Below are 21,545 nucleotides of genomic sequence, written 5' to 3' on the forward strand. Positions count from 1 at the left end.
CCTTTCACACGCATTTTTCCACGAAACGGAGGTAATCATATGGAAATCGCGCTGATGGCAGACGACAAGAAGAAGGAACTTATGATACAGTTCTGCATCGCCTACGCCGGCATACTCAGCAAGCACAATCTCTGCGCCACGGGCGCGACCGCACGCCAGATCTCCGAGGCGACCGGCCTTACGATCGAACCGTATCTCGGCGGAGTGCAGGGCGGCGGCGAGCAGGTTTTCGCCCGCATCTCATGCGACGAGATCGACCTGGTGATATATTTCCGCGATCCACAGTCCGCGGACGAGACGCTCGACTTCTCCCGTATATGCGACGTGCACAATATCCCCTACGCGACGAATATCGCCGGCGCGGAGGTGCTTATACTCGCGCTCCAGCGCGGAGACCTCGACTGGCGCTATAATCTGAAACCGCGCAGAGGTCGTTGACGCTTCTTCGCGCGAAAAAACTTCTCTGTGAGAAGACCGACTATGAGAAACAGGATGTGAACCGATGGCGCGTACCAAAAAGCCCGTGCCGAAGAACGCAGTAAACCCGAACGCCGAAATATCCGGCGCCGGCACCGTTCTTGACCAGAAGATCACCGAAACCCTGCGGGAGAACTATATGCCTTACGCCATGAGCGTTATCGCCTCCCGCGCCATACCCGAAATAGACGGCCTGAAGCCCTCTCACCGCAAGCTCCTCTATACCATGTATAAGATGGGGCTCTCGGAGGGCGGCTTCGTCAAGTCCGCGAACATCGTCGGCCAGACGATGCGCTACAACCCGCACGGAGACGCCGGCATCTACGAAACGATGGTGCGTCTTACCCGCGCCTGCGAATCGCTGCTGCACCCGCTGGTGGAGTCGAAGGGCTCCTTCGGCAAGGCGTATTCCCGCGATATGAAGTACGCCGCCGCGCGTTATACCGAGGCGAAGCTCGCGAAGATAACCTCCGAGTTTTTCCGCGACATCAACCGCGACGCCGTCGACTTCATCCCCAACTACGACAACACGACCACCGAGCCGCGTTTGCTGCCCGTCACCTTCCCCGCGATACTCTGCAACCCCACCGTCGGCATCGCCGTCGGCATGGCGTCGAACATTCCCTCATTCAATCTCGCGGAGATAATCGACGTCACCGTCGAGCTGCTCGAAAACGAGGACTTCGACGTCGCCTCCGTGCTGAAGGCGCCCGATTTCCCCGGCGGCGGCAAGCTCATCTACAACGCCGAGGAGATGAACAAGGTCATCGAGACCGGCAGCGGCAGCTTCAAAATACGCTCAGTCTGGAGCTACGACAAATCCGGCAACCGCATCGAGATCACCCAGCTCCCGCCGACGACCACCGTCGAGGCGGTAAAGGATAAGATAATCGACATTATCAAGGGCGGAGGACTCAAAGAGATACGCGACATCCGCGACGAGACAGACATCAACGGTCTGCGCCTGACGATCGACCTGCGCGGAAGCGCCGAGCCCGAGAAGCTGATGGAGCGCCTCTTCGCCTCCACCACGCTGCAGGACACCTTCTCCGCGAACATCAACGTGCTGATCGAGGGCTCGCCCCGCGTGCTCGGCGTTCGCCAGCTCCTGCTCGAGTGGATCGCCTTCCGCATCGAGTGCGTCAAGCGCCGCATCTACTTCGACCGGCAGAAGCTCTCCGACCGCCTCCACCTGCTCGAAGGCCTCGAGCTGATACTGCTCGATATCGACAAGGCCATCCGCATCGTCCGCGACACCGCCGAGGAGGCGGAGGTCGTGCCCAACCTGATGATCGGCTTCGGCATCGACGAAACGCAGGCGGAGTACGTCGCGGAGATCAAGCTGCGCCACCTCAACCGCGAATACATCCTCAAGCGCACCAAGGAGATAAGCGAGCTCAAATCCGAGGTCAAGCGCCTCGGCGAGATACTGAAAAGCCCCGAGAAGCAGCGTGCGGTAATCCGCGGCGAACTGCTCGAGGTCAAGGCGAAGTACGGCATGCCGCGCAAGACCGAGATCATCTACAACTTCGAGGAGCCGACCGTCGCCGCGGCGGACGAGCCGGACGACTACCCCGTCACCGTCTTCATGACGAAGGACGGCTACTTCAAGAAGGTCACCCCGCTTTCGCTCCGCATGAGCGGCGAGCACAAGCTCAAGGAGGGCGACTTCATCGCGCAGTCCGCGGAGATAACCAACTGCACCGACCTGCTCTTCTTCACCGACAAGCATCAGGTCTATAAGGCGAAGGCGTATAACTTCGCGGATACTAAGATTTCCCTCATCGGCGACTTCCTGCCCGTCAAGCTCGGCATGGACGAGGACGAGCTCCCCGTCTATATGGTCGCGACGAAGGACTACTCCGGCAGCATACTCTTCTTCTTCGAGAACGGCAAGTGCGCACGCATCGCGCTGAAGAGCTACGAGACGAAGACCAACCGCAAGCGTCTTATCTCCGCTTACAGCGACAAGAGCCCGCTGGTCGCCGCCTTCACCGAAACGGAGGGCAACCTCCTGCTGCTGCTCAACTCCACGAACGGCAAGCTGCTGCTCATCGACGCCGCGCAGGTGCCGCTGAAGACCTCGAAGGATACCATCGGCGTCGCCGTTATGTCAATGAAGCCGCAGCACAAGGTCGCGGGCGTCCGCGTCTACGAGGAAGGCTCGCTCTCCTCGCCGCACCGCTACCGCGTCAAGAACCTCCCCGCCGCAGGCGCGAAGCCCGCGGAGGGCGACGAACTGAACAAGCAGCTGTCGATATTCTGACGGGCAGAACCCGAACCCGACGAAAGGACGTTTTTATGCAGCGAGTGCTGTCATACCTGCGCCGCGCAGTTGAAGATTACAAGCTCATATCCGACGGCGACCGCATCGCGGTAGGCGTCAGCGGCGGCAAGGACTCCGTGCTGCTGCTCTGCGCGCTGAACGCATTCAAACGCTTCTGCGGCATAGACTTTTCGCTCGTCGGGATAACGCTGGATATGGGCTTTGACGAGAAGACGGACTTCGCTCCGCTCGCGGAGTTTTTAGCGAACGAGGGGATCGAATACCGCGTCCGCGAAACGCAGATAGGGCAGATCGTCTTCAATATACGGCAGGAGGACTCCCCCTGCTCCCTCTGCGCGCGCATGCGCCGCGGAGCGCTGCACGACGCGGCCAAGGAGCTCGGCTGCAACAAGGTCGCGCTCGGGCACAACCGCGACGATCTGCTGGAGACCTTCGTGATGAATATGCTTTACGAGGGGCGGCTCGGCGTTTTCGCGCCGATGACATACCTCGACCGCAAGGATATCACAGTCATCCGTCCGCTCGCGCTTATGCCGGAACGCGACGTCGTCGGCGCCGCGAACCGCCTGAAGCTGCCGATACTCCGCCAGCGCTGCCCCGCCGACGGCGAGACCTCCCGCCAGGAGACGAAGGAAATGCTTCTCGCTCTCGAGAAGGAAAAGCGCGGCACGATGAATAAGATTTTCGGCGCGATCCGCCGCTCCCACCTCAACGGGTGGTAATACCCCACCGAAAGGAAAACGATATGAACAACGACAGCGTAACGCTCGGAAAAATGATACTCAAGGTACTCGGCTGGTATCTCGCCGTGGACTTCATGGTATTCTTCATCAACCTGCCCTTCACACGCGTGGTGACCTCGACCTCCGCGGACGGCAACGTGACCGTGCCGCGTGTCATCCCTTGCGTTATACTCGGGGCGTTCACCCTGCTTATACACTTCGCGCTGACGCTCGGTTATATGGGCCCGATAGGTGAAAAGATACACTCGCCCTTCAACGAAGCCCCCGTCGACAGATGGCTCGCGCTGAAGGCGGCGGGAATAGTTTTCGCGCTGCCGCTTCTTTTCAGCGCTTTCACCGCGCTGACCGGCGCGGGAGTCTTCCTGAACACGAACTTCTATGAGGCGATGCGCTTCCCGCACAACATCTTCTACGGCCCCGTATTCGGCTTCCTGCTCGCGTTTTATCAGAAGTCCTGGCTGACGCCCTTCTTCCCGCCGCTGATAATGATCTGCGTCGTGGAGCTTTCCTATTGGCTGGTCGTCGTCAAGCGCGTCAAGCTGCCGAAAATCTTTTACCGCGACAGATAACATACACGCGCCCCTTCCGCAATAGTATTATCCGGGAGGGTGCGTATGAAAAAGTATTTCCGTTCAAGGATAAGCAAATCAACGCTCGCGCGGCTTTTCGCCTGCGCGTTCGCGGCATTCCTCGCCGCGCTCTTTACGCTCGCGGCGCTGAAGCTCGCCGCTTCGCCGGCAAACGGCTCCCCCGCGAGAACCTACGCTCCGCTCATCCTCATTGACGCCGGACACGGCGGCGAGGACGGAGGCGCGTCCGGCGCAGGCGGACTGCTCGAGAAGGAGCTTAACCTCGACATCGCTCTGAAGCTGCGCGACGTGCTGCGGTTGATGGGCTTCCGCGTGCGGATGACGCGCGAAACGGACGTTTCGCTGCACACCGGCGAGGGAAAGCGCAAGCAGTCCGACCTTCAAACGCGAGTGGAAGCGATAAACGCCGGCGACGTCGACCTCTGCGTGAGCGTTCATCAGAACTCCTACGCAGGAAAGGGCGTCGCACGCGGCGCGCAGGTCTTCTGCGCTCCGAACGGCGAACGCAGCCGCGCCTTCGCGGAAAGCGTCCGCGAGTCACTCGCTGAATTGAGAAAAGAAAACGCCCGCAGCGTAAAGACCGCGGGCAGCTCCGTTTATATACTCAACAACGCAAAGAACCCCGCCATCCTCGTTGAATGCGGATTCCTCTCCGACCCGCTCGACGCGCTGACGCTCTCCAAACCGGAAAGCCGCGCCGAGATCGCCTTCGCGATAGCGAAGGGCGTCGCGGAGGGATTCTTCGGCGAAAGCATGGCTGAAAGGCGGTAACCCCTTGAAAACCAAAACCGTATTCGTTTGCTCTTCCTGCGGACACGAGGAGCTGCGCTGGATGGGCGTCTGCCCCGACTGCGGCGAGTTCAGCACCTTCGTAGAGGAGGTGCGCGCCGAGGAGCCGAAGAAGGCCGCCAACGCCAAACCTTCGCGCGCATTCACCGCGCCGGCGCACATAAACGACGTTTCCGCGAAGGGCGAGGACCGCTCCTCTACCGGTATAGGTGAGCTCGACCGCGTTATGGGCGGCGGCATCGTCAAGGGCTCCGTCACGCTCGTCGGCGGCGATCCCGGCATAGGCAAGTCCACCCTGCTGCTCCAGCTCTGCGGAACGGTCGGCGGAAAGCGCAAGCTGCTTTACGTCTCCGGCGAGGAATCCGCAAGACAGCTGAAGATGCGCGCCGAGCGTCTCGGAGTTAACGGCGGCGAGATATACATTCTCAACGAAACCGACATCGATTCCGTCATCGAGGCGATAAACTCCGCCGCGCCCGAGATAGTTATAATAGATTCGATACAGACTATGTACTGCTCCGCGGTGACCTCCTCGACGGGCAGCGTTTCGCAGGTGCGCGAATGCACCATGCGGCTGACCGAATGCGCGAAGTCGAACGAGATAAGCGTATTCATCGTAGGCCACGTCAACAAGGAGGGCGCGATCGCCGGCCCGAAGGTGATGGAGCATATGGTAGACACCGTGCTCTACTTCGAAGGCGAGCGCAGCATGAGCTACCGCATACTCCGCGCGGTGAAAAACCGCTTCGGCTCGACCAACGAGATCGGCGTTTTCGAAATGACCGACCGCGGACTCGCCGAGGTGGAGAATCCCTCCGCGAAGCTGCTGGAGGACAGGCCCCGCGGCACGAGCGGCAACTGCGTAATCTGCCTCGTCGAAGGCAGCCGCCCGATACTCACCGAAACGCAGGCGCTCGTAACTCCGACCGGCTTCGGCAATCCGCGCAGGATGGCCAACGGCTTCGACTACAACCGCCTCGCGATGCTGCTCGCGGTGCTTGAAAAGCGCTGCGGCTACCGCTTCTCGGTCAATGACGTCTACGTCAACGCCGTCGGCGGACTGAAGATCGACGAGCCCGCCGCCGATTTAGGCGTCTGCGCCGCGCTCGTTTCCGCGCTGAAGAACGCCGCGGTTCCCGAAACGACGCTCATCTTCGGCGAGGTCGGACTCGGCGGCGAAGTACGCGGCGTCAGCGGCGCCGTCAAGCGCATCACCGAGGCCGAACGCCTCGGCTTCACCGACTGCGTGCTGCCGGCGCACACCGTCCGCACGCTCCCCGACGGCTTCTCTACGAAGCTGAACCTCATCCCCGTCAAATCCGTTTTCGAGGCGTGCGGCAGGCTTTTCGGCGACTGACCGCGCGATGAAATAGGCGCAGTCGGCGTCCCCGCCGGCTCCGTAGACCTGCTCCAGCCCGCAGCAGCCCTCAAGCTGATAAACGCATTCTTTCGCGCAGGGTATCAACGGCGCTCTCCCCTTTCTTTTGAAATCCACGATTATTCTCTGCCGCGCGGACGGCTTTATTCCGCGAAAATCACTTTGGAGGTCATTTTATGGACGTTCTCCGCGGACTTGAACCGCGCAAAATGTTTGAGATTTTCGAGCGCATCAGCGCCATTCCGCACGGCTCCGGAAATATGAACGGCATCGCCGACTTCGTCGAGCGCTTCGCCGAGGAGCGCCGGCTGGAGCACCACCGCGACGGTGCGAACAACGTGGTGATAATCTCCGAAGCCACGCCCGGCAGGATGGCCGAGCCCGCGCTGATTCTGCAGGGACATCTCGATATGGTGTGCGCGAAGGACGACGACGCAGACTTCGACTTCAAAACGCAGGCGCTTCGCCTGAAGGTCGAGGACGGCCTTGTCGGCGCGGAGGGGACGAGTCTCGGCGCGGACGACGGCATCGCGGTCGCGATGATGCTCGCCCTGCTCGACGATAATGAGCTCTCGCATCCGCGCCTCGAATGCGTCTTCACCACCGACGAGGAGATCGGCATGATCGGCGCGAACGCGCTCGACGTTTCCATGCTGCGCGGCAGGCGCCTGCTCAACCTCGACAGCGAGGAGGAAGGCGTCATCACCACCGGATGCGCCGGCGGCATATGCCTGACCGGCGAATTCGGCGCCGAATCCGAAGAGATACACGGCATGCTCTACAAGCTGACCGTGCAGGGACTCATCGGCGGCCACTCCGGCACCGAGATAATCGCGCAGCGCGCGAACGCGAACAAGGTGCTCGCCCGCCTGCTGACCGAGCTTCAGTTCCGCGCCGACTTCCGACTTTCCTGCGCCGAGGGCGGCTTCTTCGACAACGCCATCCCGCGCAAAGCGGAGGCGCTCTTCATCTCCGACTCCGACGGCGACGCGATCGCCGCCGCGATAAACGCCTCCGCGGAGGCGATAAAACACGAATACTCGCTTTCCGATCCGGGTATGACGATCGCGCTCGCGCCCGCCGGCGTTGCGGACTGCCGCGTGCTGACGCCGGCGGATCAGGAACGGCTGCTCTTCGCGTGGTATCAGGCGCCGGACGGGATCGTCCGTATGTGTGACGGGCTTGACGACATGGTCGAGACCTCGCTCAACCTCGGCATCCTCAAGCTCGACGAAAACGGCATGAAGCTGACCTTCATGCTCCGCAGCATGATCGACAGCGCCGCCGAGGAGCTGCATATGCGGCTTGAATCCCTCTTCGCCTTCGCGGGCGGAAAAACGGTCGTTTCAAGCAGCTACGGCGCGTGGGAGTTCCGTCAGGATTCCCCGCTCCGCGATCTCTGCGTGAAGGTATATGAAGAGATGTACGGCTCGCGTCCGCTCGTGGGCACGATCCACGCGGGACTTGAAGCCGCGGTCATCGCCGCGAAGCTCGGCGGCGCCGACTGCGTTTCCATCGGCCCGACGCTCCGCGACGTGCATACCGCTGCCGAACGGCTCGACGCCGACTCCGCCGGACGCGTATACGACTACGTCAAGGCGCTTATCGAAAGGAAGATCTGATATATGAAGGTAGCACTGCTCGCCGATTTGCACTACTCCTCCGCCGTCGCAGACTATGACGGCAGACGCACCTCCGGTGCGCTCGACCGCCTCGACAGATTCATAACGGAGGTTTCCGGCTGCGATTTCATACTGAATCTGGGCGACCTCGTCAACGGCTCCGGCAAGCGCGACATCGACCGCTCCGACCTGCGCCGCGTTCTGAAGGCGCTCGACTCGCAACCGTTGGCGGTCTATCACGCCATCGGCAACCACGACCTCTGGGCTATGCCCCGAAACGAACTCGTGCAGACGCTCGGGCTCCCCGCCGCGGATTACTCCTTCAAGCGCGGAGACGTCCGCTTCGTCGTGCTTGACGCCAACTACTCACCGGAGGGCGGCGCGCCGCGCGACTGGACGGTTGCGCACGTAAGCGAAAGCCGCCTCGTCTGGCTCGAACGCGTGCTCTCGCGAGAGGACTTCAAGTGGGCGATAATCGTCTGCCACCATTGCCTCGACGACCTCGGTACTCCGGAGAAGCCCGACGTCTACGCGCCGGACAACGCCGCCGAGGTGCGAGCGATAATCGAGAGAAGCGGCAAGGTGCCGCTTGTCGTCTCCGGCCATTACCACGAAGGGCGACTGCGCCCCGTGGGCGGCGTTATGTATTACACCCAGCCCGCGATATGCGAGGGCGATATGCTCACCTTCGGCATACTTGAGATCGATCCCGACACCCGCAAGTGCGGCGTCGAACCGCACGGGCTGAAGGTCAAACCGCGTCTGGACTGATATTATGGCAAAAGAAGAAAAACAGGAAATCAAACTTAAGCTGCTGACCACCGTCAGCGACTTCACCGAAAGCCAGATGATAGTCGGGCTGCTGAAGGACGAGGGTATCCCCGTGCTCGTCAAGGATCTCGGGCTCGGCGGCTTCATGAAGGTAACGATGGGCTACACCGTCTTCGGTCGTGAGCTGTACGTTTCCGAAGCCGACTTCGAGCGCGCGGCGGAGCTGGTCAAGGCGTTCTTCGACCGCGACGCCGACGGCGGCGACGGCATCAAAAAGCACCCGTTCACCGTATTCTGACGCATGACGGATAATAAAAGAGCCGGAAGCGATCGCTTCCGGCTCTTTTATTATCATCTATTGTCTTATCGCGTCAATCGGCTTTTGCCGCGAGATTGCGGCTATCGGTATAAAACTCGACAACAGCGCGATTCCGAAGCCGAGCGCTGCGATGATACCTATTTGCCGCGGCCCGAACGTCATCAGCGGGAACAGCAATCCGAAGCTGTCTGCAAGCACGGTATTGGCTGTAGCCGAGAGCGCCGCGGTCAGAGCGCACGCGAGAAGCATGTTGACCGCCGCGATAAATAAACTTTCGTAAAGGAACACTCTGAAAACATCTGCTCCGCGCGCTCCCATAGCGCGCATTATACCTATCTGACGTTTCTTCTGTGTTATGCTGACCGAGATGAAGTTGAACATCAATGCGGCGGCAAAGACCGCGAGCGCAATGCCGATTATCCCGGAAATGCGGGCTGCGCTGCTGACCGTATCCTCAAGGGCGTCCATCTGAAAGGTAACAGCATTCATTACGGCGAAACGCGCGCTTTCGGAGAAACCGGAACAGTCGCCCAGCAGACGTTTTATCCCGTCCTTGTCGCGCGGCAGCGAAACGAGCGCGAATGAATACAATCCCTCTCTCCCATCTGCGAGCGCGTCGAAAACCGCGTCGGAAACGATGACCGTATCGCCGGTCGGGTAGAGGTGTCCGTCGTCGCCGCGTCCGGGATAAATGTATGTGATTATTCTCTGTCCTGCGGTGTAATAAGACGTCCTGCCGTCAGCATAGGTAAGCAGCAGTTTCAGATTTGACTTCAGCTCTTCATCCGACACACCCGGATTTGCAGCCCGAAGCGAAACCATATTTATCGCGTTGTATATAGTTACTATATCGTTGTCGGTGAGCTTGTCAACGGGGTCCGGCTTATACAGCAGACCGCCCGCTTTTTTCATATCAACACCGCCGATGCGGGCGACGCTGCCTGTCGAAAATGAAAGGCCGTATTTATTTTCGATATTCAGCTTTCCGTCGCCAAGCGAAACGACCGAAGGATACCGCGAGACTATCTCCGCGATCCGTCCCTTGCCGACAAAGGCGAGCGTTTCGACTCCGTAATCGCGCTCGCGCTCGAATGCGCCGCTTTTGATAAGCTGCTTGAGATCGGGCTTTTCGCTTTTCTCCAGAGCCGAGCGGTCGACGGCGCCGGCATAGCGGCCGCTGTCGAATCCGGTATCGATTATACCCGTCACGGTGTAATTGCGTTCGCCGAGGAAGATCGTTTTGCCTATCATTTCATCAGGCGCGTTTATCAAAGCAGTCTCTGTAGCGGTATTTTCCCAATCAATGAGCACGGCCTTCTTTTCCGGATCATGTTCAGGCGATTGCACCCACTCATCCCATGTTTTGAATTCTTTTTCTTCCGTTTCAATCATGTCCTCAGAAGAATGAGTTACGACTATTTCAGGGCCTGTGAAAAAGCGGTAACCCGCACCGACGAACGACTCGGCGGCGTATTTGCTTATGGCGATCTCGGGCTTGTTCCCGTCCGGCAGTCTGCCGGCGATAAGCTCCATCCCGAGCTGCTCGGGTTCGCCCTCGGCAAGTTCCGCAAATCCGGAAAAAGCCGGCATATACTTATTGTAATTCTCTGCTGTCACGACAGTGGAAGCGTAGTTGAGTTCAAGCGTCAGTTCGGTAAACGGCGGCTTGTAGACACCCTTGACGAGCCTGCCGGTCTTTGCTCCGAGCGCGTCGAGTTCGTCCGGCGTTATCATATAACCGTCGCCGTACCAGCCGGAAACGCCTTCGTATTCGCGAAACGCCTCCTTCTTCACGCTGACGTAATCTCCGCCGCCATCACAAAGCGCGCGCAGCAGCGCGTTGCCGCGAGAGTAAGACGCAAACGCGTCGGCGGCGCCGACAAGCGTGAGTGAAAAGACGGAAAGAAGTATGACTGCCGCAAGACGCAGTTTTTTACTTTTTACAGAGTTCAGCGCAAGCCGCAGCGCAATACGGTCGGGAAGTCGGTTCCTTTTATCATCGGCGTTTTTGCCCGAGGGCTGCTTCACGTCTTCTCCACCGCTGTCACCCGCGATCATACCGTCGGACATGGTGATTATCCTGTCGGCGTATTCCTCTGCCGCCGCGCTGTCGTGAGAAGCGACGATGACGAGACGTTCGCGCGAGAGGCGTTTCAATATCTCGAATACCTGACGTGAGTTCTCTGAATCAAGGGCGCCCGTCGGCTCATCCGCGATTATTATATCCGCCGATTTGACGAGTGCGCGGGCTATTGCAACGCGCTGACGCTGTCCGCCGGAGAGTTGGTCCGGCTTCCGGTCTCCGCAGCCCGCTAAATCGACGCTTTCGAGAGCGGTGTTTATGCGCTCCGCAGTCGCTTTTCCGTTTTGCAGCTCAAGCGCGAGAGCGATATTTTCCGCAACGGTAAGCTCGTCGAGCAGGTTATATTCCTGAAAAATGAACCCGATGCGTGAATTGCGGTACGAGTCGTACTGCGCAGATGAAAAATCCCTCACCGAGACGCCGTCGATAAGCATGTCGCCGTCAGTGAGGGAATCAAGTCCGCCTATTATATTAAGCAGCGTCGTCTTGCCGCAGCCGGACTTGCCGGTGAAGAAGACGAGCCCGCGCTCGCCCAAAGTAAAAGAAACCCCGCCGAGAGCTGCGGCGTCGTTTGCGTTTTTATAGACTTTAGTGAGCTCTTTTAATGTAATCATAGTGATTATCTAAGAATCTTTGCTTATATGGCGGCGGTTACCGCCGCCATATAGTTCGTTATAAGAAAACAATCAGACAACCAATAAATTGTCAATCATCTTATTAAAACATTTTACGATTTTAGATATTTATACGTCATTGTTTTCTGATTTGCGCACCTGAGAATTACGCCTGCGCGTCAGATCTGATCGTGCAGCTTGCGGAACTTCTTGGATTTGGAGTCAAGCTCGGAGAAGCTCTGCTCCGAGGGGATATCGTTCATACCCGACTCGATGTAGTTTCTCAGCACGCCGGTCAGGACGAACGGCTTTATGAAAATCGAGTGGACGATCGACCAGAGGATGAGCGCGCCGATGACCGAGAAGATGACGGGAAGCGCTTTGGGGTCCTGCAGCGCCTGCGCCAGCCAGCCGGTCTCGCCGGCGAGCTTCTCGGAAATCTGCGAAGCAAGGTTCGCGTAAAGCTCCTGATGTCCGCTCATGAAAAGGTAGCAGCCGCCGAAGAACACGCCGCCGATGAGTATCAGCGAAGCGAGCCCGATGCCGAATACTCTGCCCATATTCTTGAAGAAGGTCTTGCCGTGCTTGAAGAAGATCACGGCGCCTTCGCAGGCGGCTTTGGCGGGCTTTTCGTCCTTGCGGTAGAAGATCCAGCCGAGGCAGCAGTCGCTGAGGTAGTTGACTATCGTCTGCATTATCGAGCTGATCGCGCTGCCGACGGTGCCTCCGGTGTCGCCTCCGATGCTCTCGCCGAGCTTGGTGATAAGTCTGCCGAGCTGGCGGAAGATGCCCTTGATCGCGCCGGTGATCGCGAAGTAGACCGCGAGCGTAACGAAGCGCTCACGGACGGTCTTTTTACCCTCCGCGACGACGTTATCCGGCAGTTCGCCTTCGGTTATGCCGCGCGTCATCATCGCGATCTGCCCCGCCTTCAGCATGAAGGACACGAAGCGCAGCACGATGATTAGAACGACAAGCCCGACAAGTGCGCCGATAAGAAGTCCTATCGGGCCGTTCTTCGCGGCTCTGTCTCCGATCACGTAACCGACTGTGCTGAGTCCCGCGAACGCCACGAGCGCGAGGAAATCCCACAGCAGGCGGCGAAGCGAGAAGCCGAGCGTCTTTTTGTAGATCTGTTTGTTGTTCATAAGCTCCCCCTTCCTTTTTTTGTATTTTTAACTGAATAACAGTTACTCAACGTACTCCTGCCCCGGCGTATCGAGCAGCTCGAAGCTCTCGACGTCAAGGAAAACGTGATAGTGATCATCGTGGCGTTCCGAGTTAAGCGTTCCGACAACGCGGATCCACGCCTTCTCGGGCGTGTCGGCGGGGACCTTGTCACCCCTCAGCATAAAGCCGCGGTAGTAGGCGTATTCTTTGCCGTCCGCAGGGTCTACCTCGCGATGATAGCGGAAAACCTGCATTGTCTCGCCGCCCTCGAACTTCGTGACGTGGAACATTCCGTCGACAGCGAACTTCTTGCCGTTATACTCGTCCGAATTCGTGGTGAAGGCAAGGTAGTAGGTGTAATACAGCGCGTCGCTGATATAGGTCACGCCTTCGCCGAAGTCCGGAGTCGTGCCGGCGGGCGCGTTTCCGCTTTCGTTACCGCCCTTGCCGCTGCAGCCGGCGGCGAACAGCAACGCGAGCGTCAGCATAAGCGCGAGCGCGATCCTCAGCGTTTTTTTCATATTGTCCTCCTTCCGCACCGGCCGTGCCGGGCATTTGAGTTTGATTATTTATCAAACGGCTTCGCCGCGATAAAACGTTACGAGAAGCTACGCGCAGCCCTTCACGGTCACCCGGTGGACGAAACCGCAGAGCGCGGACGAGGCGCAGAGCTGCGGCTTGCCTGGCGCGATCTCGCTGCGGACGAAGCAGTGAAGATGTCCGCAGAGCACCGCCTTGACCGCTGTTTCATCCCGCTCGAGGCGGACGAATTCCGCGGCGTTGGCTTTTTCGGAATCCGCGCCGATATAGAAGTATTCGCCGAAGCCGGCGATCTTTTCGCGGCTCGTTTCGGTCAGCACGGGAACGTGCTGCGCGACTATGAGCGGCGCGCCCTCGGTGCAGAGCGCTTTCAGATCCGCAAGCCCGGCGTCTGAAACGGTCAGCCCGCCGTTATTCACTCCGACTACGGTGAAGCCGTCGAGGCGCGCAACCTCGGCGCCGCCATCGCGCACTCCGCCGCCGCCGGCGTCGTGGTTGCCGTCTACGTAGATCAGCCTGCCGCCGTAGCCGGCGAGCGCCGCGCGCATAGCGCGGACTCCCGCGGGGCCGACGAAATCGAGCATATCGCCCGTCATTATCAGGACGTCCGGACGCATCGCCTCCGCGAGCGCAAGCATCTTTTTCAGCACCTCCGCGCTCGGGATGCGCTTGGAATCGTCAAACGGCTCGCTGTGCCAGCGGGTGAAGTCCTCGCGCAGCGTCATCCAGTTCGCCTCGCGCGAAGCGGCTGTTTCGCGTTCCGCTTCATCCGACAGTTCGTCCGAAACCGCGAGGTGCAGATCGCTGACCTGCATGAGCGTATGCGTTCCCGCGACGCCGGGGATAACTATTTCGCTGTCGACGATTCTGTAGAACGGATCGCGGAAAACGTCCATACGCTTCACCTCGTTTCTTTTTGATTATACAATATGTTTGCGTATTTTGCAACATTAAATAATTCCGCCCGCGAACCAAAAAAATATTGAAATCACGCCCGCCCCGTGGTAAAATATTCCCATAAAACAGAAAGGGGTATAATAATGGATCTCATCAAAAAACTGTGGCCTACGCCGTTCAAGATCAAGAAGGGCAACCTTATCTCCTTCCTCGTGCAGCTGCTGATATTCCTGATCATCTGCGCGGTCATCGGCTGGCTTTTCACCGTGCTCAGCAAGATCGCCATCGTCGGCGTCGTCTTCTACGTCGTCGGCTCGCTGATGGGCATATACGCGATCGTCGGCGCGATACTCTGCGTGCTGCGCTTCATCGGCGTCGTATAAAACCGACTGAACGGAAAAAGAAAAGAGCGTTATCCGCACGGATAGCGCTCTCTTTTTGTACGGTAACGTTCACGGAAGCTGCATTTGGAAGTTATGGAAGTCTGACCGCTTCCTCAGACATCGGAACTCCGTCCAGCAGAAGCAGCTTTTCCGCGAGCAGGCCGCAGAGTCCGCTGAGTATCGTGCTGAGCGAAATGAGGTCCTCCGTGCTGTGCACGGACTCCTCGATAGCCCTTTCGTCGTGCCCGAGCAGCGGCGCGGCGATAATGCGGACCTGACCCACGAAGTACTCCGCGGCGATACGGTGGCGGAGCGCGTAAGCGTCGTATATTTTCTTGACCTCTTCCTCGGATATGCCAACGGGGATCATCTTCTGCAGCGTAGCGATGCTGAGGCTCTGCTTGAGCGTGCATATCATAATAAGATAAACTATATGCACGCGGTAATACTTCTTTTTTACCGGCTCCGGCATAAACTTATTGCGAACGTAGTTGTTTATCGTCGCGGCGGTTATAAAGCGCTCCTCCTTTATCTCCGGCGGAAGGTAGTCAAGGTATTCGGTCAGCAGAGCGAGCACCTGCTCCATATAGAGCCCGAAATCGGGGATATTCTCCCAATCGGGAAGGCGGTAATCGTTCAGATACTTTTCCCAGCGGCGAAGCTTGCCGGCGACAAGGTCGTTATCGTAATTCATAATCTCACCCTTCGCTTGATAAGATACTGATATTATACTACCAAATAATCACGGATACAAGCAAAAAAGCAAAGTTTTTTAGCAGATTTCGCGATGGAACCGCGTTTTCACGAATTTTTCGATATTTTGTCGAGCGGTCCGGTATTGACATAATGACGTAAGTGTGTTAAACTAATCTTTGATATTACTTGATATTGTATTTGCAATTATTTGCGCGGAGGACTGATTATATATGCAAAACTACGTTCTTTTCACCGACACGGGATGCGATATTTCGCCGAAGCTGCTGGAGGAATGGGAGGTCGGATGCGTCGACCTGCGCTTCCGCAGGGACGGAGAAACCGCCGAATACACGCAGGCGCAGATGCCGACTCCGGACTTCTACCGCGAGATGCGCGACGGCGCGGTCTTCAAGACCTCCGCCGCGAACGAGGACGATTTCACAAACGCCTTCGCCCCCGTGCTCGACGGCGGCAAGGATATACTCTATATAGGTTTTTCGCTCGGCTTGAGCAGCACCGTAAACGCCGCCGTCAAGGCCGCGCAGGCGCTCGCGGAACGGTTTCCCCGCCGCCGCGTTGAAGTCGTCAGCTCCCTCGCCGCCTCCGCCGGACAGGGATTGCTCGTCTGGTACGCTGTTAAGAACTTCAAAAACGGTCTTTCGCTCGACGAAAATGCCGCCGATATCCGCGAAAAAGTACCGCATATGTGCCACTGGTTCACGGTGGACGATCTGAAATATCTCAAGCGCGGCGGGCGCGTCAGTGCGACCTCCGCAATTCTCGGCGCCGCGCTGAATATCAAGCCGGTGCTGCACGTCGACGACGACGGACACCTGATTCCCGTCCACAAGGTCATCGGCAGACGTATGTCGCTGAACACGATGCTCGCGAAAATGAAAGAACTCGCTATGGAGGAGAAACCCGTCTATTTCATCTCTCACGGCGACTGCATCGACGACGCGAGACTGCTTGAGGAGAAAGTCACCGAGGAGTTCGGCGTCACCGCCGAGCTTATAACCGACATCGGCCCCGTCATCGGAGCTCACTCCGGTCCCGGCACGCTGGCCTTATTCTTCCTCGGGACCCGTAAGTGACAAAACCGCCCTGCCCGCGGAGCGGGGACGTAATGAATACTGAAGATTGAATAATGAATAATTAATAATTAAGGAACAAAGCCGCTTTCTCAGAAAGCGGCTTTGAATTATTCAAATCGGCATGCCGATTGGCACCTTCATTATTCATTTTTAAGTCTTCAATCTTCAGTATTCATTCACTCATATCAAGGCTTTTCCCCTTCGCCTTCAGGCGCGCGATCGCGCGCGCGAGTCTCGCCTCGGCCTGCTTGTACTCCTCCTCGGTCTTGCGATGGAGGATCGCCTCACGCGCCGCCTCCATACTGCGCTCGGCGCGTTTTGCGTCAATCTCGTCCGGACGCTCGGCGGTCGAGGTCAGCACGAGCACGTCGTCTTTGTTCACGCGCAGGATGCCGTCGGAAACGTATACCGTTTCCGCGTTGCCGTCAGGCAGCGTGTATTTCATCACGCCGGGTACGACGGCGGCGACAACGGGCGCGTGCCCGGCAAGGACGCCGTACTGCCCGTCCTCGAGCTGAACGCGCAGCGCAGCGCATTCGCCCTCGTAAAACGGGCGGTCTGCGGCAAGGATGCGCAGGTTAAACGTGTTCATCTGCCGCCCTCCAGCCGCTTCGCCTTAGCAAGCACGTCCTCGGCGGTACCGATGTTATAGAACGCCTCCTCCGGGCAGCCGTCAAGCTCGCCCGAGAGCAGCATATCGAAGCTGCGGAGCGTGTCTTCAAGCGGGATATACAAACCGCTGACGCCGGTGAACTTCTCGGCGACGAACATCGGCTGCGCGAAGAAACGCTGCACGCGTCTGGCTCGGCTTACGACCTTGCGGTCCGCCTCGCCGAGCTCCTCAACGCCGAGGATGGTGATGATGTCCTGCAGCTCGCGGTATTTTTCAAGCAGCTCCTGCACCGAACGCGCAATGCGGTAGTGCTCCTTGCCGACAACGGTCGGGTCGAGGATGCGGGAGCTTGATTCCAGCGGATCGACCGCCGGGTATATGCCCTGCTCCGCCGTTTTGCGGCTCAGGACGGTGGTAGCGTCAAGGTGCGAAAACGTCGTCGCGGGCGCCGGATCGGTCAGGTCGTCCGCGGGAACGTAGACCGCCTGTACGGAGGTGACCGAGCCGCGCTTCGTTGAGGTTATGCGCTCCTGCAGGGCACCCATTTCGCCCGCGAGCGTCGGCTGATAGCCGACTGCGGAAGGCATTCTGCCGAGCAGCGTGGAGACCTCGCTGCCGGCCTGAACGAAACGGAATATATTATCAATAAAGAAAAGAATGTCCTTATCCTCGCGGTCGCGGAAGTATTCCGCCATCGTAAGCCCCGAAAGCGCGACGCGCATTCTGACGCCGGGCGCCTCATTCATCTGGCCGAAAACGAGTGCGGTTTTGGAAATGACTCCGCTCTGCTTCATCTCGCGCCAGAGGTCGTTGCCTTCGCGGGAGCGTTCGCCGACTCCGGCGAAGACGGAGTATCCGCCGTGCTCGACGGCGACGTTGTGGATGAGCTCCTGAATGAGCACCGTTTTGCCGACGCCCGCACCGCCGAAAAGTCCGATCTTACCGCCCTTGGGGTACGGGCCGAGCAGGTCGATGACCTTCATGCCGGTCTCCAGTATCTCGACCGCGGGGTTCTGCTCGTCGAAAGAAGGCGCTTTGCGGTGGATACTCCAGCGCTCGGCGGAATCCGGTATAGGCTCGCCGCCGTCGATGGGCTCGCCGGTAACGTTCAGCATCCTGCCGAGCACCGCTTCGCCGACGGGAACGCGTATTCCGTCTCCCGTCGCTTCGACCTCCAGCCCGCGATAAAGCCCTTCGCCGCCGGAAAGCAGCACGCAGCGGACCATACCGCCTCCGATATGCTGCGCGACCTCCATAACGCGCCTGCCGCCGGAAAGCTCGGCGGTCAGCGCCTCGTTTATTCTCGGGAGTCCGCCGTCGAACGCGACGTCGACGACCGAACCCGCGATCCTCACTATTTTGCCCGTCACGCCTTTGACGCCTCCCTTCTCCTGTGCTTATATCCGGATGAGATCTCCGTTATTTCGTTTGTTATCGCGCTCTGACGCTCGTGGTTATACCGGAGCTTCAGCTCCGCAAGCAGGTCGGACGCATTCCTGTTCGCAACGTCCATCGCGCTCATACGCGCGCTCTGCTCGCTGCAGAAGCTGTCCACCATAGCGCTGAAAATGAAGCCGCTGACGTAACCTGTGACCGCCCTTTCGAGCACCTGCCCGATAGACGGTATGAATTCGTATTCCGCGCTGTCATCCGCGCCCTCCGCAAAATCACAGCGCTCAAACGGCAGTATGCGGGCTTCCTTGATCTTTGTGGTCATGCCGTTCTCGTAGTCCGTGTAAAGCACCCGCAGTTCGTCTATCTCTCCGCTGTCGTAGCGCTTCAGCAGCTCGACGCTTATCTCGTGCGCACGGTGGTACGACGGATTGCGCGCCGGGAAATCGAACTCCTCCGCGAAGGGTATCGAACGGTTGCGGAGGTACTGCCTGCCGTATTCTCCGACTACAAACAGCTTGGTGCTGTCCGCCTCGGTACACGCACGGGCGCGGGCGAGCGCCTCTTTAATAACGTCGCGGCTGTATGCGCCGGCAAGCCCCTTGTCCGCGGTTATCACGAGAAACCCGACGGTCGTCTCGTCGTCGCGCTTGCCGCCGTAGGCGGGAAAAAAGTACTCGCTCTTTTCCGCTTCGTCGGCGCGGAAAACGCGCTTCAACTCATGGCGCACGACGTCGAAAAACGGGCGCGTCCTCTCAAGCTCTTCCTTCGCCTGCCGCAGCTTGACGGAGGCGATGAGGTACATCGCGTTCGTTATTTTCCGCATTTCGGTTATGCCCTCTATGCGGTTTTTCAGTTCTTTTACGTCAGGCATTCCGTTATCCCATCTTCGCCGCAGCGGCGATTATCTCCGCCTTGTCTTCGTCGGTAAGAGCTCCTCCGTCAATGCGCGCGCAGAGCGCGGGATGTTCGCGTTCGCAAACCCCGACGAGCCGCTCAAGCTGCGGACGGAACTCCTCAGGCGCGGAAAACTCAAAGCATTGATTCAACGCGGCGACGAGAAAAATCACCTGCGCGTGCATACTCATCGGAGCCTGCTTCGGCTGACGGAGCATATACATAAGTCCCTCGCCGTACTTCAGCTTGCGGCGGGTAGCCTCGTCAAGGTCGCCGGAAAACTGCATGAAGACCTCCATCTCGCGGTACTGCGCGAGGTCGAGACGGAGCGTTCCGACCGCCTTTTTCATCGCCTTCGTCTGCGCGTCGCCGCCGACGCGGGAGACGGAAAGTCCCACGTTCACGGCGGGGCGCTGACCGGCGTGGAACATATCCCCCTCAAGGAAAATCTGTCCGTCGGTTATCGAAATAATATTCGTCGGGATATAAGCGGAAACGTCGCCCGCCTGCGTCTCTACTATGGGCAGAGCGGTAATGCTGCCGCCGCCCTTCTCCTCCGTCAGACACGCGGAGCGTTCGAGAAGTCTGGAATGCAGGTAGAAAACGTCGCCGGGATAGGCTTCTCTGCCGGGGGTGCGCCCGAGCAGCAGGCTCAGCGCACGGTAGGCGACGGCGTGCTTGCTCAGGTCGTCGTAGACTATCAGCACGTCTCTGCCGGAGGCGGCGAAATACTCCGCCAGCGTGCATCCGGCGTAAGGCGCGATATACTGCAGCGGCGCGGAATCCGCCGCCGTCGCGCTGACTACGACGGTGTATTTCATCGCGTCCTCCAGCGTCAGCGCGCGGACGATGGAAGCTACCGAGCTCGCCTTCTGCCCTATTGCGACGTAGACGCAGATAACGCCCTTGTCCTTCTGATTGATTATGGTATCGACGGCGATCGACGTCTTGCCGGTCTGTCTGTCGCCGATTATAAGCTCGCGCTGTCCTCTGCCGATCGGAAGCATCGAGTCTATCGCCAGTATGCCCGTTTCAAGCGGCACGTTCACGGGGCGGCGGTCGATTATCGCCGGCGCCGCCTGCTCGACCGGACGGTATTCCTCCGTCTCGATCGCGCCCTCGCCGTCTATAGGCGTGCCGAGCGCGTCGACGACTCTGCCGAGGAAGCCTTCGCCGCAGGGAACGCCCGCGACCTTGCCGGTGCGGCGCACCTCGCTGCCCGCCCAGACGCCCTCGTCGCCTCCGAAAAGTATGCAGCCGAGGGTGTTCTCGCGCAGATCCTGCACCATCCCGCGGCTGCCGTCGGCAAAAATAACTATCTCGCCGTAAAACGCCTCGGCGAGTCCGCTGACGACAGCGATGCCGTCGCCTACGCTGACGACCTTGCCGACCTGGTCCGCGATAACGCGGGGTTCCCAGGCGCCGATGCTTTCCTTCATCAGCGGCACGACGTCAAAGCCGCCTTCGCCGGCGGCGTATATTTCACGCTTCAGCTGCGCGAGGCGTCCCTCGGTCGTCCAGTCGTAGACGTCCGAGCCGACCTCGAGGCGAAAGCCGTTCTTCAGCTCGGGAGCCGAGCGCCATTCAAGGACGGCGCTCCTGCCGTATCTGCGTTCGACGAAGCTGAGAAAGCGTGCGCGGCGCGCTTCGTCCGGCGCTTTTTCGGAGTATATGACGGCGCTAAGCTTTTTTCTCATTCGCCGTCGCTCCTCTCGGCGCTGTCAAGGAAGCTGTCGAACGCCTCTTCGGCGCTGCCGAATACAGCCTTCTGCGCAGCCTGCGCCGCAAGCTCGGAAAGCTCGCGGTTCGCCTGACGGACGAGCCTCTGCCTCTCCGCTTCCGCCTCCGCCTCTGCGGAACGGCGGATACTCTCGGCGGTTTCGAGCGCACGGCTGTGCTCCGCCCGCGCCTCGTCGGCGGCGGCGCGCGACGCCTCCGCCTTCATCTCGGCGATCTCCGCCTCGGCGTTTTTCAGTTTCTCCTCATACTCCGCCTTCGCCTCCTCGGCTTCGCGGAGTCTGCGCTCAGTTTCGGCTTCCTTTTCGGCGTAGCGCGAAGCGCGGCTGTCCATAAACTTCTTCACGGGCTTGTAAAGAATGAAATACAGACCGCCGAACAGCAGCACGAAATTCAGCATATGCAGCAGTATCTGCTGCAGGTCGATGTTCAGGGGAAGACCCATCTTTCCGC

General features: G+C 59.1%; 21 protein-coding genes. 11 read left to right on the forward strand and 10 right to left on the reverse strand.

Annotated features, from left to right (window positions below; all coding sequences use genetic code 11):
- Nucleotides 1-39 precede the first annotated feature (39 nt).
- The 9 genes from J5441_02255 to J5441_02295 all read left to right on the forward strand — a co-directional run bounded on the left by J5441_02255 (nucleotide 40) and on the right by J5441_02295 (nucleotide 8,955).
- Nucleotides 40-438, forward strand: a complete 399-nt coding sequence (locus tag J5441_02255) for a methylglyoxal synthase (GenBank protein ID MBO4933976.1) — start codon at nucleotides 40-42, stop codon at nucleotides 436-438.
- A 64-nt stretch (nucleotides 439-502) separates the two neighbouring features.
- A complete protein-coding gene (locus tag J5441_02260; GenBank protein ID MBO4933977.1) occupies nucleotides 503-2,743 on the forward strand; it encodes a topoisomerase IV in 2,241 nt (746 codons plus the stop codon).
- Nucleotides 2,744-2,778: 35 nt separating this feature from the next.
- Nucleotides 2,779-3,486 (forward strand): tRNA 2-thiocytidine(32) synthetase TtcA, encoded by a 708-nt coding sequence (locus J5441_02265; protein MBO4933978.1) that lies wholly within the window; start codon nucleotides 2,779-2,781, stop codon nucleotides 3,484-3,486.
- Between the two features lie 23 nt (nucleotides 3,487-3,509).
- Nucleotides 3,510-4,076, forward strand: coding sequence for a hypothetical protein (locus J5441_02270; protein MBO4933979.1), 567 nt, complete (start codon nucleotides 3,510-3,512; stop codon nucleotides 4,074-4,076).
- A 45-nt stretch (nucleotides 4,077-4,121) separates the two neighbouring features.
- The gene (locus J5441_02275; protein ID MBO4933980.1) at nucleotides 4,122-4,868 is read left to right on the forward strand and encodes an N-acetylmuramoyl-L-alanine amidase; all 747 of its coding nucleotides are present in this window, start codon (nucleotides 4,122-4,124) and stop codon (nucleotides 4,866-4,868) included.
- Between the two features lie 4 nt (nucleotides 4,869-4,872).
- A complete protein-coding gene (radA, locus tag J5441_02280) occupies nucleotides 4,873-6,243 on the forward strand; it encodes a DNA repair protein RadA (protein ID MBO4933981.1) in 1,371 nt (456 codons plus the stop codon).
- A 197-nt stretch (nucleotides 6,244-6,440) separates the two neighbouring features.
- Nucleotides 6,441-7,886: a beta-Ala-His dipeptidase gene (gene pepD, locus J5441_02285; GenBank protein ID MBO4933982.1), complete on the forward strand. Its 1,446-nt coding sequence runs from the start codon at nucleotides 6,441-6,443 to the stop codon at nucleotides 7,884-7,886.
- A gap of 3 nt (nucleotides 7,887-7,889) precedes the next feature.
- Complete coding sequence (locus tag J5441_02290) at nucleotides 7,890-8,657, forward strand: metallophosphoesterase (GenBank protein ID MBO4933983.1); 768 nt, start codon at nucleotides 7,890-7,892, stop codon at nucleotides 8,655-8,657.
- A 4-nt stretch (nucleotides 8,658-8,661) separates the two neighbouring features.
- Complete coding sequence (locus J5441_02295; protein MBO4933984.1) at nucleotides 8,662-8,955, forward strand: DUF2007 domain-containing protein; 294 nt, start codon at nucleotides 8,662-8,664, stop codon at nucleotides 8,953-8,955.
- 57 nt (nucleotides 8,956-9,012) lie between these two features.
- On the opposite strand, the gene J5441_02300 is transcribed toward J5441_02295, so the two are convergent.
- From J5441_02300 to J5441_02315, 4 genes are all read right to left on the reverse strand, one after another.
- Nucleotides 9,013-11,673 carry an ATP-binding cassette domain-containing protein gene (locus J5441_02300; GenBank protein ID MBO4933985.1) on the reverse strand — a complete coding sequence of 887 codons (2,661 nt, stop codon included), beginning with the start codon at nucleotides 11,671-11,673 and terminating at the stop codon, nucleotides 9,013-9,015.
- Nucleotides 11,674-11,852: 179 nt separating this feature from the next.
- Nucleotides 11,853-12,821: a hypothetical protein gene (locus J5441_02305; GenBank protein ID MBO4933986.1), complete on the reverse strand. Its 969-nt coding sequence runs from the start codon at nucleotides 12,819-12,821 to the stop codon at nucleotides 11,853-11,855.
- Between the two features lie 42 nt (nucleotides 12,822-12,863).
- Complete coding sequence (locus tag J5441_02310; protein ID MBO4933987.1) at nucleotides 12,864-13,364, reverse strand: hypothetical protein; 501 nt, start codon at nucleotides 13,362-13,364, stop codon at nucleotides 12,864-12,866.
- Between the two features lie 87 nt (nucleotides 13,365-13,451).
- Nucleotides 13,452-14,279: a metallophosphoesterase gene (locus tag J5441_02315; protein MBO4933988.1), complete on the reverse strand. Its 828-nt coding sequence runs from the start codon at nucleotides 14,277-14,279 to the stop codon at nucleotides 13,452-13,454.
- Between the two features lie 144 nt (nucleotides 14,280-14,423).
- Here J5441_02315 and J5441_02320 point away from each other — a divergent pair, with 144 nt between their 5' ends.
- Nucleotides 14,424-14,663: a hypothetical protein gene (locus J5441_02320; protein MBO4933989.1), complete on the forward strand. Its 240-nt coding sequence runs from the start codon at nucleotides 14,424-14,426 to the stop codon at nucleotides 14,661-14,663.
- Between the two features lie 91 nt (nucleotides 14,664-14,754).
- On the opposite strand, the gene J5441_02325 is transcribed toward J5441_02320, so the two are convergent.
- On the reverse strand, nucleotides 14,755-15,357 hold the full coding sequence (locus tag J5441_02325; GenBank protein ID MBO4933990.1) for a DUF1836 domain-containing protein: 603 nt from the start codon (nucleotides 15,355-15,357) through the stop codon (nucleotides 14,755-14,757).
- Nucleotides 15,358-15,589: 232 nt separating this feature from the next.
- On the opposite strand from J5441_02325, the gene J5441_02330 reads away from it, so the two are divergent.
- Nucleotides 15,590-16,453, forward strand: a complete 864-nt coding sequence (locus J5441_02330) for a DegV family protein (GenBank protein MBO4933991.1) — start codon at nucleotides 15,590-15,592, stop codon at nucleotides 16,451-16,453.
- A 172-nt stretch (nucleotides 16,454-16,625) separates the two neighbouring features.
- On the opposite strand, the gene atpC is transcribed toward J5441_02330, so the two are convergent.
- The 5 genes from atpC to J5441_02355 are packed head-to-tail and all read right to left on the reverse strand — an operon-like array spanning nucleotide 16,626 to nucleotide 21,537.
- Nucleotides 16,626-17,045 (reverse strand): ATP synthase F1 subunit epsilon, encoded by a 420-nt coding sequence (gene atpC / locus J5441_02335; GenBank protein ID MBO4933992.1) that lies wholly within the window; start codon nucleotides 17,043-17,045, stop codon nucleotides 16,626-16,628.
- On the reverse strand, nucleotides 17,042-18,436 hold the full coding sequence (atpD, locus tag J5441_02340; GenBank protein ID MBO4933993.1) for a F0F1 ATP synthase subunit beta: 1,395 nt from the start codon (nucleotides 18,434-18,436) through the stop codon (nucleotides 17,042-17,044). The genes atpC and atpD overlap by 4 nt, the downstream gene beginning before the upstream one ends.
- Entirely contained in the window at nucleotides 18,433-19,332 is a 900-nt protein-coding gene (gene atpG, locus J5441_02345; protein MBO4933994.1) for an ATP synthase F1 subunit gamma, read from the reverse strand. Before atpG ends, atpD begins: the two co-directional genes overlap by 4 nt.
- Nucleotides 19,333-19,336: 4 nt before the next feature.
- Complete coding sequence (locus J5441_02350; GenBank protein MBO4933995.1) at nucleotides 19,337-21,052, reverse strand: F0F1 ATP synthase subunit alpha; 1,716 nt, start codon at nucleotides 21,050-21,052, stop codon at nucleotides 19,337-19,339.
- A complete protein-coding gene (locus J5441_02355) occupies nucleotides 21,049-21,537 on the reverse strand; it encodes an ATP synthase F0 subunit B (GenBank protein ID MBO4933996.1) in 489 nt (162 codons plus the stop codon). The genes J5441_02350 and J5441_02355 overlap by 4 nt, the downstream gene beginning before the upstream one ends.
- Nucleotides 21,538-21,545: the final 8 nt, after the last annotated feature.

The organism is Clostridia bacterium (assembly GCA_017620395.1).
In the GTDB taxonomy this organism is placed as follows: Bacteria; Bacillota; Clostridia; order Oscillospirales; family RGIG8002; genus RGIG8002.